The sequence below is a fragment of the Aneurinibacillus thermoaerophilus genome, from assembly GCF_900099925.1.
Classification (GTDB): Bacteria; Bacillota; Bacilli; order Aneurinibacillales; family Aneurinibacillaceae; genus Aneurinibacillus; species Aneurinibacillus thermoaerophilus.
Genome location: NZ_FNDE01000001.1, coordinates 93103 through 107152, shown reverse-complemented (window position 1 = coordinate 107152; position 14050 = coordinate 93103). Strand labels below are relative to the sequence as shown.

Annotated in this window: 11 protein-coding genes; 2 read left to right on the top strand and 9 right to left on the bottom strand. The window is 50.0% G+C overall.

Annotation, left to right across the window (positions count from 1 at the left end; all coding sequences use genetic code 11):
- Positions 1-27 precede the first annotated feature (27 nt).
- The 9 genes from def to BLR88_RS00485 all read right to left on the bottom strand — a co-directional run bounded on the left by def (position 28) and on the right by BLR88_RS00485 (position 9961).
- Entirely contained in the window at positions 28-486 is a 459-nt protein-coding gene (gene def, locus BLR88_RS00525) for a peptide deformylase (protein ID WP_057898347.1), read from the bottom strand.
- 59 nt (positions 487-545) lie between these two features.
- Positions 546-2975, bottom strand: coding sequence for a primosomal protein N' (gene priA, locus BLR88_RS00520; RefSeq protein WP_057898346.1), 2430 nt, complete (start codon positions 2973-2975; stop codon positions 546-548).
- Positions 2975-4186, bottom strand: coding sequence for a bifunctional phosphopantothenoylcysteine decarboxylase/phosphopantothenate--cysteine ligase CoaBC (gene coaBC / locus BLR88_RS00515; RefSeq protein WP_057898345.1), 1212 nt, complete (start codon positions 4184-4186; stop codon positions 2975-2977). The genes priA and coaBC overlap by 1 nt, the downstream gene beginning before the upstream one ends.
- A gap of 144 nt (positions 4187-4330) precedes the next feature.
- Positions 4331-4525 (bottom strand): DNA-directed RNA polymerase subunit omega, encoded by a 195-nt coding sequence (rpoZ, locus tag BLR88_RS00510; protein ID WP_057898344.1) that lies wholly within the window; start codon positions 4523-4525, stop codon positions 4331-4333.
- 4 nt (positions 4526-4529) lie between these two features.
- Positions 4530-5147, bottom strand: a complete 618-nt coding sequence (gene gmk / locus BLR88_RS00505) for a guanylate kinase (RefSeq protein WP_057898343.1) — start codon at positions 5145-5147, stop codon at positions 4530-4532.
- A 16-nt stretch (positions 5148-5163) separates the two neighbouring features.
- Positions 5164-5424 carry an extracellular matrix/biofilm regulator RemA gene (remA, locus tag BLR88_RS00500; RefSeq protein ID WP_091259595.1) on the bottom strand — a complete coding sequence of 87 codons (261 nt, stop codon included), beginning with the start codon at positions 5422-5424 and terminating at the stop codon, positions 5164-5166.
- 56 nt (positions 5425-5480) lie between these two features.
- Entirely contained in the window at positions 5481-6359 is an 879-nt protein-coding gene (locus BLR88_RS00495) for a YicC/YloC family endoribonuclease (protein ID WP_057898341.1), read from the bottom strand.
- Positions 6360-6377: 18 nt separating this feature from the next.
- Complete coding sequence (gene dapF / locus BLR88_RS00490) at positions 6378-7214, bottom strand: diaminopimelate epimerase (RefSeq protein WP_057898340.1); 837 nt, start codon at positions 7212-7214, stop codon at positions 6378-6380.
- A complete protein-coding gene (locus tag BLR88_RS00485; protein WP_057898339.1) occupies positions 7211-9961 on the bottom strand; it encodes a calcium-translocating P-type ATPase, SERCA-type in 2751 nt (916 codons plus the stop codon). The genes dapF and BLR88_RS00485 overlap by 4 nt, the downstream gene beginning before the upstream one ends.
- A 283-nt stretch (positions 9962-10244) precedes the next feature.
- Between BLR88_RS00485 and BLR88_RS00480 the strand changes: the two genes are divergently transcribed.
- Both BLR88_RS00480 and BLR88_RS00475 read left to right on the top strand, forming a co-directional pair.
- On the top strand, positions 10245-11972 hold the full coding sequence (locus BLR88_RS00480; RefSeq protein ID WP_057898338.1) for an Rqc2 family fibronectin-binding protein: 1728 nt from the start codon (positions 10245-10247) through the stop codon (positions 11970-11972).
- Positions 11973-11982: 10 nt separating this feature from the next.
- Complete coding sequence (locus tag BLR88_RS00475; RefSeq protein ID WP_057898337.1) at positions 11983-13968, top strand: oligosaccharide flippase family protein; 1986 nt, start codon at positions 11983-11985, stop codon at positions 13966-13968.
- The last annotated feature ends 82 nt before the right edge of the window (positions 13969-14050 follow it).

Sequence of the window (14050 nt, the reverse complement as noted above, 5' to 3'; positions counted from 1 at the left end):
CAAGCTTCCACTCCTTCTGCGTCCCTTCTATTCTTTTGCTGCATACGTCTTCTCTGCAATATCGATAAACAGTACACCATTCAAATGATCGATCTCATGTTGAATGGCACGCGCAAGCAAGTCTTCCCCTTCAATAATAAATTCTTTGCCATGGCGATCCTGAGCTTTCGCTTTTACCCAACGGGCGCGGCGAACATCGCCCACGAGCCCCGGAATGCTTAAACAACCTTCCGGGCCAAACTGTTCCCCCTTCATTTCGATAATTTCCGGGTTCACCATTTCGATAATCCCATCACCAACATCAATGACAATAACGCGTTTGGTAATACCTACCTGTGGCGCGGCCAGGCCGACACCTTCCGCGTCATACATTGTTTCAGCCATATCATCAAGCAATTTGTGAAGATTTGCATTAAATTTTGTTACTTCTTTACATTTTTCCCGCAAAACCGGGTTCGGATGCTTTACGATCATTCGAATACTCATTATTTTTTCCTCCTACACAAGCGGAAGCATCTTTAATTAGAAGCCACCACCTTCTTGCATTACATCATCATTTGCGGGTCTACGTCTACCGTAAGCGTAATTCCCGTTTTTTTTCGTTCCTCTTCAAATGCCCGCACGATCCTGTGTACGGCAGATGATACATACGGATCATTTTTATATTTTATCATGCATTGGAAACGATATCTATCTTTGATACGAGCAATGGGCGAAGCGACCGGCCCTAGCAAATATGCGCCCGGCGGAATGATTTCGCGGAGACGCTTCGCAAACCGCTCTGCTGTTTTAACTACCAGCGGTACATTTTCATGCGCAAACGTAAACAAGATGAGCCGATAGTAGGGCGGATAGTTTTTCTCATAGCGCTGCTTGATTTCTTCCACAAAAAAAGATTCATAATTGTGCTGGCTTGCATACCGGATGCTATAATGCTCCGTATTGTATGTCTGAAGTATGACTTCGCCCGTTTTTTCATGCCGACCTGCCCGGCCACCTACTTGAGTGATCAGTTGGAACGTACGCTCCGCGGCGCGGAAATCCGGCAAGTGCAGCATACTGTCCGCCGCCAACACACCAACAAGTGTGACGTTCGGAAAATCGAGTCCTTTGGCGATCATTTGCGTACCCAAAAGTACGTCGCCCTTTCCTTCACGAAACGCCTGCAACAACTTTTCGTGTGCGCCCTTCCGTCCCGTAGTATCAACATCCATTCGAATGACGCGAATCCCCGGAAAATAGCGGGCCAGCTCTTCTTCAACTTTTTGCGTGCCCGCGCCAAAGAAACGAATGTGTTCGCTTCCGCATTCCGGGCAAACACGCGGTTCACGTTCCGTAAAACCGCAGTAATGACAGCGAAGCGTCCGGTTGCTGCGATGGTACGTTAACGAAATGTCGCAGTGCGGGCACTGAGCGACGTAACCGCAAGAACGACACATGACGAACGTAGAAAAGCCGCGCCGATTCAAAAACATGACCATCTGCTCATGTTTGCTTAACCGATCGTGAATGGCGGCCATAAGCGGCCTGCTGAACATCGTTCGGTTTCCTTCCCGCAATTCTTCACGCATATCCACTACTATGACTTTCGGAAGCGGCCGGTTATGCACCCTGTCTTTCATTTCAAAGAAACGAATCGCTCCTCTCCTTGCCTCATGGTACGATTCCATCGACGGAGTAGCGCTGCCGAAAATAACGACCGCTTTGTGGCGCATACCACGGTACTGGGCAATCGTACGGGCATGGTAGCGCGGCGTCTCCTCCTGTTTATACGAACCTTCATGTTCTTCATCTAGAATAATAAGACCCAGATTTTGAAATGGAGCGAAAATAGCGGAACGCGCGCCGATGGCGACTTTTACTTCGCCACGCCGAATTTTCCGCCACTCGTCATAGCGCTCCCCTTGCGAAAGGCGGCTGTGCATCACCGCAACCTGGCTGCCGAACCGGCCTTTGAACCGGTTCACCATCTGCGGTGTAAGCGAAATTTCTGGCACGAGCAAAATCGCTTCTCGCCCCTGCGCAATGGTACGTTCCATAATCTCAAGATAGACTTCCGTCTTTCCGCTGCCTGTCACTCCGTGCAACAGGCACGGAAAATAAACAGGCGGATTCATCCCCTCCGTAATACCGTCGATAACGGCCTGCTGCTGGGCGGTAAACACGTGCTTCGTCACAGGCTTAAACTTCCGCCCGGCAAACGGATCGCGATAATCTTCTACCTCCTGGCTATTAAGCAAACCTTTATCCACCAAGCTTTTTATAGCGTGGTTTGAGATGCCAAGCATAGAAAGCAACTCAGGCTGCGAAATGGGGCCGTAAAAATGAATGAAGTGGGACAAAACCTCTTTCTGCCGCACCGCTGTTTTCGGAAGCTTTTCCAGCGCAGTTTCCAGCTCTTCTATGGAAACCGCAGGCGAAAGAATCGTTACGTTTTTTGTGGTGGCCCGATCACCTACCACCTGCTCCACTGTAAGCCGACCTTGCTTAATGCCTTCATCAATCCAGCCTGCGGCATCAGGGAACTCTTTTATTACTTTATTCCAAGACACAGGCTGACGTTTCGCGATATATTGGTAAAATGCTTGTTCTTCCGGAAGTACCGGCACAAACATCTCTCCTGCCGGAGTCAAAGAAATTTGCTTTTCGTAGCTTGAGCGCAAAACCGCTGGAATCATCGCTTGCAGCGCAGCATAGTATGTGCACATGTAACGCTCGCTCATACGTCTGGCCAACCATACCATTTCCTCGGTCAGCGGAGGCTCCACATCAAGCACATCGAGAATATCACGCGTTTTTTTTACTTCCGACACTTCAGACAACTCAATCACAAACCCCTGCAGTTTGCGAGGGCCAAACGGGACGGAAACGCGGCTTCCAACCTGTACAAACGGTGCAAGCGCCGGAGGAATCCGGTAATCAAACGGACGATCCGTATCTATGACCGGCACGTCAACAATAACCCGGGCATACATCACTGCCGTTTTTGCCCCCCGCGTGCCTCAAGCACTTTATCCAGCAAGCAGTCGGCAATCTCCGTTTTTCTCATCTGCGGCAGCGCCTCGCTTTTTCCATCCCGCGTATAAATGGTAACAATGTTAGTATCCACGCCAAAGCCAGCACCGCTTTGTGTCACGTTATTCGCCACGATCATATCCGCGTTTTTCCGCTCTAGCTTGCCTCGCGCGTTTTCTTCCACGTTTTCCGTCTCTGCGGCAAATCCTACAAGGAATTGATGCGTCTTGCGTTTGCCAAGATCCGCAAGAATATCGCGTGTCCGCGTAAGCTCCAGCACAAGATCACCGGATTTTTTCTTCATTTTCTGGCTATGTACAACTTTCGGGCGATAATCGGCCACCGCAGCCGCTTTGACTACAATATCCATGTCATCATAACGCGAAATAACAGCCTGGTACATATCTTCCGCCGACGTCACTTCCACAAACTCCACGCCTGCGGGCGGAGTGAGATCGGTTTTTCCGCTCACCAGCGTTACCTTCGCGCCGCGCTTGGCCGCCGCTTCCGCAATCGCGTACCCCATTTTTCCAGACGAACGGTTCGTGAAAAAACGCACAGGATCGACCGCTTCTCGGGTTGCGCCCGCCGTTACAAGCAGGCGGATGTCCTTCATATCTTGGCGCTCTACCGCAGCGAAAAATCTTTCCATCTCCTGCAAAATATCCATAGGCTCAGCCAGGCGGCCCTTGCCGATCCAGCCACACGCAAGATACCCTTCCGCAGGTTCAATAAACCGGTAGCCGTATTCCGCGAGACGGCGAATATTATGCTGAACCGCCGGATGATTGTACATGTTTACATTCATCGCGGGCGCAATCCATACCGGGGCTTTCGTAGCCAGATAAGCTGTAGTTACAATGTCGTCAGCGATGCCGTTCGCCATTTTACCGATAATGTTGGCTGTCGCAGGTGCAATCAAAAACAAATCAGCCCGATCCGCTACATCAATATGAGAAATCACCGATGGATTCGGTTCTTGGAATATGTCGGTTAGTACCGGATTTCGTACGAGCGCTTGAAAAGTAACCGGCTGGACAAACTTTGTCGCCGCCTCGGTCATCAGAACCCATACATCCGCGCCCTTTTGTGTCAATTTGCTGCATAAATCGGCAATTTTATATATCGCGATACCTCCCGCGACACCGATCACAATCGTTTTTCCCTTCATTTGTTTTCTCCCTCCGTACAGGAACCTGATGCATAAAATACATGCGTGCCTTTTTCCCTCATCATGCAGAAAAAGCGCATATCGTTCCCGCGTATGTTTTACATGAGCCCCGGTTCCGATATGCGCTCTCTTTTGTTTGCCGTCTTACTTTCTTTCAAAATCGATTTTTCCGGCGTGCAGTTCCTCCAGCGCGATGCCGACAAATTTGTGGGAAACAGGCTTTTCAAGCAAAAATTTGTTCTGCTCGCGCATCTGGCGGGCGCGTTTCGCAGCGATGCTCACCAGCGTATATTTGCTGTCCACTTTTTTAAGCAATACATCAATAGAAGGATAAATCATAGCGTCAAAAAACCTCCTTAAGCCAATCACGGTATTTCGTGATTTGTCGCTCTTTTTTCAGATGTTCGGCCGTCACGATGGCTTCGATGCGTTCGCAGGCCTTGTCCACTTCATCGTTGACAACAACATAATTATAATGATCCATCAGCTCGATTTCCGCCTTCGCCATCATCATCCGCTTGTGGATGCTTTCTTCCGTTTCCGTCCCCCGGCCGGTGATGCGGGAGCGAAGCTCTTTCAAATCGGGCGGTGCAAGGAAAATGAATATTCCCTCTGGAAACTTCTGCTTAACTTGCAGCGCCCCCTGTACTTCAATCTCCAAAATAACATCAAGGCCGCTCGCAAGCGTATCTTCCACAAATTTGCGGGGCGTGCCGTAGAAATTACCAACATATTCTGCCCATTCCAGCAATTCGTCATTCTCGATCATTGCTTTAAATTCTTCTTTTGTCTTAAAGAAATAGTTCACCCCGTCTATTTCTCCAGCGCGCGGCGCGCGCGTCGTCGCCGATACCGAATATACAAGCTCTTTCATACGCGGCCGAAGTGCGGCGCATACCGTCCCTTTTCCGACGCCGGACGGCCCTGACAAAACAAGCAACAATCCTCTGTTTTGCGTCATACAATCCCCCGTTCAATTATTCCTCAGAATCATCGTCTTTGCTGGTCAACCGGTGGGCCACTGTTTCCGGTTGCACAGCCGACAAAATCACATGGTCGCTATCTGTGACGATTACCGCACGTGTACGCCTGCCGTACGTTGCGTCAATCAGCATACCACGTTCCCGCGCTTCCTGGATGATGCGTTTAATCGGTGCAGATTCCGGGCTCACAATCGAAATAATGCGATTGGCTGAGACAATATTTCCGAATCCTATATTGATCAATTTAATGGCCATTCATTTACGCCTCCCTGTTTCAGCGGGATTATTGGATTAACTCTTATTCTACTGCTTTATTCTATATTTTGCACCTGTTCTTTCACTTTTTCTAACTCAGCTTTCAAAATGACCACTTTCTGACTGATTTCCAGATGATTTGCCTTGGCGCCAATCGTATTGATTTCCCGATGGCATTCCTGTACAAGAAAATCCAGCTTGCGCCCGATCGCTTCCGTTTCATCCGCGATCTGTCCGAACTGGGAAAAATGGCTGCGCAAGCGCGTAATCTCTTCAGAAATGTCGGCGCGCTCTGCAAACACCGCGACCTCATGGAGCAGGCGCGATTCATCAATGTCATAGCGGCCCTGTATGTATTCTTCAATCCGGGCGAAAATTCGCTCACGGTACGCTTCAGCCACTTTCGGAGCAAGCACAGCTAATTCCTCAACCAAGCGTTTCATAACATTAATGCGGCCCAGAATATCTTCGCGCAGCGCCTGTCCTTCTTTGCGGCGCATGGCAACGAGCATGGCCGCCGCTTCTTCTACCGCGACCAGCATCGGCTCCCGATAGGTCTCCGAGTCAACCGCTTCTTTGCCTACTTCCACCACATCCGGCAAAAGCAACAGCTCACGTGCCGACATCTGGTGGTCCAAGTCGAACATTTGTCCCATTTTTTCTGCCGCCTCTTTATACTGACGGGCCAATTCCCAATTCACAGTGAGCGAAGACGGGGAAACTTCCGTCTCCATCGTAATAAAAACGTCCACACGTCCGCGGCGGACATAGGAAAGAACTTTTTTACGTACCGCGTCTTCCAGCGCGGTCAACTCGCGCGGCATGCGGATCGCCACTTCGCTAAAACGATGATTAACGGAGCGCATTTCCACGGTAAACGAAACGCCTTCCCCTTTTTTCTCCGCACGACCATATCCTGTCATGCTGTGTACCATTATCCTCACCTCCTGCCGCTACCTTTTGCACCATGTTCCTGTAAATACCTCTTCGGCAGGCCCTATCATGTAAACATGGTCGTCCGTTTCAGCCCATTCAATTTCAAGATCGCCGCCTTTCAAATGAACAAGCGCACGGCGATTCGTCCGTCCGGTAAGCGCGCCAGCCACCACCGTGGCGCACGCTCCCGTGCCGCAGGCAAACGTCTGCCCGCACCCGCGCTCCCAGACACGCATCTCTACTTCCTGTGGGGACGTAACAGATACGAACTCAATGTTTGCTTTGTTCGGAAATAAGGAATGCTTTTCCAGAAGCGAACCCCATTTTTCCACATCAAAGTCCAAGGCATTATCAACGAAGATGACTGCGTGCGGATTCCCCATCGAGACCCCTGTAAAGGAAAATGTCTTGCCCTCCGCTTCAATCGGATGATCGATCACTTGCTCACGGTCAATCGCAACCGGAATGGAAGGCCCGTATAAAATCGGCGCACCCATATCAACTTTTACCAAGGAAACTTTTTCGTTCTCCACGGTTAACCATACGCGCTGAATCCCGGCAAGTGTCTCCACGGTGAGCGCTTCTTTTCGCGCAATCCCGTGGTCATACGCATACTTGGCTACACAGCGCACGGCATTGCCGCACTGTTCAGCTTCCGAACCGTCCGCATTGATAATGCGCATGCATACATCCGCCTTGTCTGACGGCAATACAAACACAAGTCCGTCCGCACCAATTCCAAAATGCCGGTCACACATCACACGAGCCATATCAGATGCATTCTCCGGCAAAGTCTCAAAATGGGCAACGATAATAAAATCGTTGCCCAACCCATTCATTTTCGTAAAATTCAACTCTCTCTCACCCTTCCCTGCTTGCCGGACTTTATACGCAGCAGGGAGAAACATCCTGTCGCAAACGTCGGTATTCCGGCCAGCAGTACAATAAATAACCATTCGTATGCCGTGAGCGCCACCGTGCCAAAAATCGGCTGTAGCACCGGCAAGTAAATCACCGGTAGCACCAGCAGTACGGAAGAGAGCACCGCCAGCACAAGGTATTTATTCTGCAGCGGATTACGGCTAAAAATTGAAATCTCGCTCCGGCAGTCAAACACGTGGATTAACTGTGCCATCACGAGCGTCGCAAACGCAATTGTCTGTGCCCGCGTAAGCTCGCCGGGATACGCTTCATACGCAATCCAGAACGCCGTAAGCGTTACAAGACCGATGAGCAGGCCACGCGATACAATTTTCCAGGCCAGTCCACGCGCGAACACATTTTCATGCCGTGAGCGCGGAGGGCGCTTCATCGTCGCTTCTTCCGGTTGATCTACTCCAAGCGCCAAAGCTGGTAATCCATCCGTAACAAGATTGACCCAAAGAATCTGAATCGGAACGAGCGGCAAAGGCAATCCGGCCAGCATCGCAAAAAACATGACCATAATTTCCCCCACGTTAGAGGCGAGCAAATAGCGAATAAACTTGCGAATGTTGTCATAAATCGTGCGCCCTTCTTCAATCGCCGCCTCAATCGTGGCAAAATTGTCGTCGGCAAGCACCAAAGAAGCCGCTTCCTTCGTCACATCAGTTCCGGTAATCCCCATCGCGATTCCGATGTCGGCCGCTTTAATCGCAGGCGCATCGTTTACGCCGTCGCCTGTCATCGCCACAACATGCCCCCTCTTCTGAAGAGCCTTCACGATTCGAAGCTTGTGTTCCGGCGATACACGAGCGTAAACGTATACATTATCCACAATCGACTCGAACTCACTATCGGACATATTATATAAATCCTGTCCATTTAATGTCAACCCGCCCGGCGGCAAAATGCTGAGCTGGTCAGCGATCGCTTCCGCCGTTGTCTGATGATCGCCCGTAATCATCACTGTCTTGATTCCGGCCTGGCGGCAGCGGCGGATGGCCGCTTTCGCTTCCGGGCGCGGCGGATCAATCATTCCCACAAGACCGACGAGCACGAGGCCACGTTCTGCCATCTGCTCGTTACCCGGCGTCTCGCCCGCGCGCAAATCGCGATATGCAATCGCCAGCACGCGCAACGCCTGCCTGGCCAGCGTTTCGTTGGCGGAAATAATATGACGGCGCATTGTCGGCGTAAGCGGAGTCGGATGTCCCTTCCATAAAACATGCGTGCAGCGGCTTAGCAGTACATCGGGAGCCCCCTTGGCGACCAACATTCTTTTGTTGTATCGATCCTGTACGATGACGGACATCATCTTTCGGGTGGAATCGAACGGAAATTCGCGGACTCTCGTCCATGTTTCCTCCATCTTCGCGCGTGTAATATCCGCTTTTCCTGCCGCCACAAGCAATGCACCTTCCGTTGGATCGCCATTTACCACCCACTGCTCTTCCGTTTTCCTAAAAAGCCCTTTTCTTTCCTCCTGCTGATGCTCTAAATGCGCATTATTGCACAAAACGCCAAGCTGCAAAAGTTTATAAAGCGTTCCATGGGCCTGAGCCCGAACCTGCTGGTTGCCCGTAAAAAATTTTCCTTCTGGCTCATAGCCAGTGCCTGTTACTCCAATAATAGAGTTCTCCAGCCACACATGAGTTACCGTCATTTTATTCTGCGTCAAGGTTCCGGTTTTGTCCGAGCAAATCACGCTGGCGCTGCCGAGCGTTTCAACCGACGGAAGCTTGCGGACGATGGCACGACGCCTAATCATGCGTTGTACGCCCAGCGCGAGCGCTACCGTGACAATTGCGGGCAATCCTTCCGGAATCGCGGCGACAGCCAAACTAACCCCGGCAAGAAACATCTCATAAGCTTTCTGCCCATGAAAAATTCCGGCCGCTACTACAAGAGCAGTAAGCGTAAGTGCGACTGCGATAAGGATTTTTCCAAGCTGTTCCAACTTAGCCTGCAACGGTGTCTGGAGCGTTTCCGTCGTTTGTAGCAAATGGGCGATTTTCCCCATTTCCGTCATCATGCCCGTAGTGAGTACTACGGCATATCCTGTTCCGGCAGTGACCATCGTGCCCATAAACCCCATGTTGATTTGATCACCGAGCGGAATCGCTTCATGAGGCAATACCGTGCTTTTTTTCATAACTGGAACCGATTCGCCTGTCAGTGTGGATTCTTCCACATGCAAACCGTTTGCGGACAGAAAACGGACATCAGCCGGGATGCGGTCACCGCCTTCCAGATAAATAATATCACCTGGGACCAATTGTTTGGCAGGAATATGAACAAGTTGCCCGTCCCTTACGCAATATGCCATCGGAGCAGTCAATTCTTTCAGCGCAGATAACGAACGCTCCGCCCGGTACTCTTGAATAAAACCGAGAATACCGTTAATGATCACAATCGCAATAATGGTGATCGCATCCACATATTCGCCCAAGAAGCCAGAAATAAGCGTAGCAACAAGCAACACAAGCACCATAAAATCCTTGAATTGCCCGAGAAACATCATAAGCGGCGAAATTTTCTGCTTCTCCGCCAGCACGTTCGGCCCGATTGTCCGAAGCCGTAACTGCGCTTCTTCTTCGGTCAACCCTTGTTTTACATCCGTTTTGAGAGTGCGCGAAAGTTCCTCTTCTGAATAGCTAAACCAATAATGCTGCCCATTCATGCAGGTGCCTCCTTTGCTCCGATCCTTGTTTTTCAAACCTAATGTATTCTGACAAGCTGCAAAAAATGCTATCTGCATTGAACTTGATATATCGACTTCGCAACAATGGTATAAGAATGTAGATACGTCAAACTATATTTATCATAGATTTACCAACACGCGTGAAAAGTTTATAGTATAATCTACAATGTTAGTCTGCATCGTTTTTCCGCCGCATACATTTGTTTCTTTTGATATTTTGATCGTTGTGCAGCGGTAAGAGAAATAGGAAGGTGAGATAACCATGGCCTTTGACGGCATTGTGACGCGCGCGGTGGCCCACGAGCTGCATGAAAAGCTCGCCACCGGCCGCATTATGAAAGTCTATCAGCCGACCGATACGGATATTGTCATGCAAGTAAGAACACGATCTGGAAACGTCCGGGTTCTGCTTTCGGCAAGCCTGAGTTTTCCGCGTATACATATCACGAATATAAGCTACCAAAACCCGCTGGAAGCGCCGATGTTCTGCATGCTACTTCGCAAATACTGCGAAGGGGCTATTATTGAAGCCATCCGCCAAACGAATATGGAGCGCATCATCCATATTGACCTTAGAAGCCGCGACGAACTCGGAGATGAGCGGCCAAAGCGAATTGTGCTTGAAATCATGGGCCGCCACAGCAACTTAATTCTTATGGACCCTGAGAGCGGAATGATTCACGACGGGATCCACCATGTCACCCCCGCGGTCAGTCGTTATCGAGTTGTTCTGCCCGGACGTCCATATGTGGCTCCGCCACCACAAAACAAGCTTAACCCGCTCGCCGCGACAAAAGAAGACTTTATGCGCAAAATCCATTTTAATGAAGGGAAAATTTCCAAACAAATCGTCGGGGCTTTCGCGGGGATAAGCCCTCTGATCGCGGATGAAATCGTGCATCGTGCAGGACTTGCGACGCAGGATCGGCTATGGTCTGCTTTCTCGGAAACGCTGGAGCCGACCCGACGCCATTCCTATACACCCATGCTTATTCGCACGGATAAAAAAGAATATTTTTCCGTCATTCCTTTAACCCACTTACCAGCGAAAGAAAGCGAAACGTTCCCTACGGTTAGCGAATGTCTTGAAGCGTTCTACCAAGGCAAAGCGGAACGCGACACCGTCAAGCAGCGTATGCACGATTTGGTACGGTTTATCACCAATGAGAGGAACAAAAACGAGAAGAAGATCGAAAAATTACTAGAAACGAAACAGCAGGCGGAAAACGCGCGCAAATACCAGATATACGGTGAACTGATTACAGCAAATCTATACCAAATGACTAAAGGCCAAACGGAAGCAAAAGTGGTAAACTACTACGAGGAAGAGGCGCCCGAGATCACGATTCCGCTTGATCCGGCACTTACGCCAGCGGAGAACGCACAGGCGTATTTTAAGCGGTATACAAAAGCGAAGAATAGCCTCGCTGTCATCGATGAACAAATCGCCGCAGCGGAAGAGGAAGTACATTATCTGGATACCGTACTACAGCAAATTGAGAATGCAGGGCTTTTGGACATTGAAGAAATTCGCGAAGAACTGTCCGAACAGGGCTATCTGCGGAAGCGCCCGGAAAAAATGAAAAAAGGAAAGCCGAAAAAACCTGTGCTTGAACGTTATATCTCCAGTGAAGGCGTAGATATTTATGTAGGGAAAAACAACAAGCAAAACGATTATCTAACTAACCGGCTGGCCTCTCCAAACGACACATGGTTGCATACGAAAGACATTCCCGGTTCGCATGTGGTCATCCGCGGAACAGATTTCGGCGAAACGACGCTGTCGGAAGCAGCAACGCTTGCCGCTTATTACAGCAAGGCGCGTCATTCCAGCCAAGTTCCTGTCGATTATACACTTATACGTCATGTGAAAAAACCGAAAAGCGCCAAACCGGGATTTGTGATCTACGAGCAACAAAAAACACTATTTGTCACACCGGACGAAGAAGTTGTCCGCAAACTAATGAAAACGAAAACTACAACGTCTTGAGGAATGAAGTATGTCAAAGAACTCATTTTTAAAAGGCACGCTGATTCTAACCTTGGCAGCCGTCATTTCGCGCGTACTGGGCGTCGGCCAGCGCGTTCCGCTCCAGCATATTATGGGGAATGACGGGATGACGCTGTACACTATTTCCTACAATATTTATAGCATGCTGCTTATTATCGCCACGCTGGGCGTGCCGAGCGCCTTAAGCAAACAAATCTCGGAATATACGGCTATCGGCCAATATCACGAGGCGTATCAGACCTATAAAGCAGCCCGCAATTTTGCGCTTGTGACCGGTTTTGTCATGTTCGCATTGATGATGATCATCGCGCCATACTACGCCAAATATACGCTCGCACCGCAGGCGGAGCTGGCGATCCGCGCCATCGCTCCAGCGATGCTCCTCTTCCCGTTAATCGCGATCATGCGGGGATACTTCCAGGGGCTGCAGTTCATGCAACCGACCGGTCTGTCGCAAATTATGGAGCAAATTTTGCGCGTCATAACCGCAGTGGCGCTGCCGCTTGTGCTGCTTCATCTAGGCTATAACAAAGACGTGGCTGTCGCCGGCGCTTCATTCGGAGCTGTAACCGGCAGCATTGCCGCCTGCGGGGTCATGATCTATTTCTATAAAAAGCGACGCCCGGAACAAAAGCGTGAACTCGCCACGCAAAAAAGGTATAAAAAACTTACGTATCGGCAAATTTACAGCAAAATGCTCCGCCTGTCGCTGCCGATTACTCTATCAGCATTGGCGGTGCCGCTCATTTACTTTATTGATTCATCCACATCGCTGCGCCTGTTGACGCCGCAGGAAGAGCGCATTTCGTTCGCGGTCGGTCATAAAGAGGCAACCATCGGCAACAAAGAAATAATTCTGCCAGTGGCTCCTTACCTGCACAACAATAATACAACGATGGTGCCGCTTGAACCGGTAGCTGAAGCGATGGGCGGCAAAGTTACGTGGGATAAAAACAGAAAATACGCCTTCTATGAGCGAGGAAAAGTAAAAATAACGCTTACGTTGGGTGAAAATATCAAACTGGACAGCAAGTCACTCGGACCGTTCCAGTATGCGGAAAACACAAACATTCCGTGCGTGCCACTCCGTTTCTTTACCGAGCAGTTGCATACGTACAAGGAAGCGATGGACACGCTCGGCATTCTCGGTGGAAGCGCCCAGTCACTGGCAGGTCTGCCGATTATTCTCGCAATTGCGCTTAGTTCGTCTATTATTCCTGTTGTCTCGTCTGCGCACTCGCGCGATGACGAACGCGAAGTGCAACGCATGAGTTCAATGGCATTGCGTGTGGCGCTCATTACCGGGGTTCCAGCGGCTCTATATTTAACGGTAGCCGCATATCCAGTAAATGGATTTCTGTTCAGCAACACGGAGGAAACGTATTCAAAAGCGGCCTGGATTATCGGTTTTCTCTGCTTTGGAACAATCTTTCAAATTTTGATGATGACCTCGTCCGGCATTCTTCAGGGACTGGGGCGTACCGACCTGCCCATGCGCCATGTCGCGATCGGCATTCTCGTAAAATGGGGCGGCAACTATGCGCTGGCACCGCTGTTTGGGATTTATGGAATTATTGCGGCGACATCGTTGTGCTTCATTGTCGTTATGGCGCTGAATTTGCGTGCAATCAGTCAATATACTCGCCTGATTATTCTCGGCGAAAAGTGGCGCGGATTTTTGCTGTCATCTCTACTGCTTAGCGCCATTGGTCTCAGTATTGTATGGCTCGGACTCAAGGTACAACCGCTCATTCCAATGCCGGCATTTCTGTTCTTTGGTATTGAATCAGCTGTCATCGCCATTTTTAGCCTTGCCGGTTATGGTATCGCGCTGTTCTGGTTAAAGGGAATTGACGTGCAGGAAATCCGCTATTTCCCACGGGTAGCACAGAAAGCATATCACCTTCTGGCACGCTACCGGATTGTCCCAGAGTATACCGCTCCTGTAAATCAACAATCAAGTAGGAGGGGGTGACTAGCCCCCGCCCTCTCATCTATGAAAAAATGCAAGTCCTTCTCGAAAAAATATTTTAATGTACACCACCACTCGGAACTTG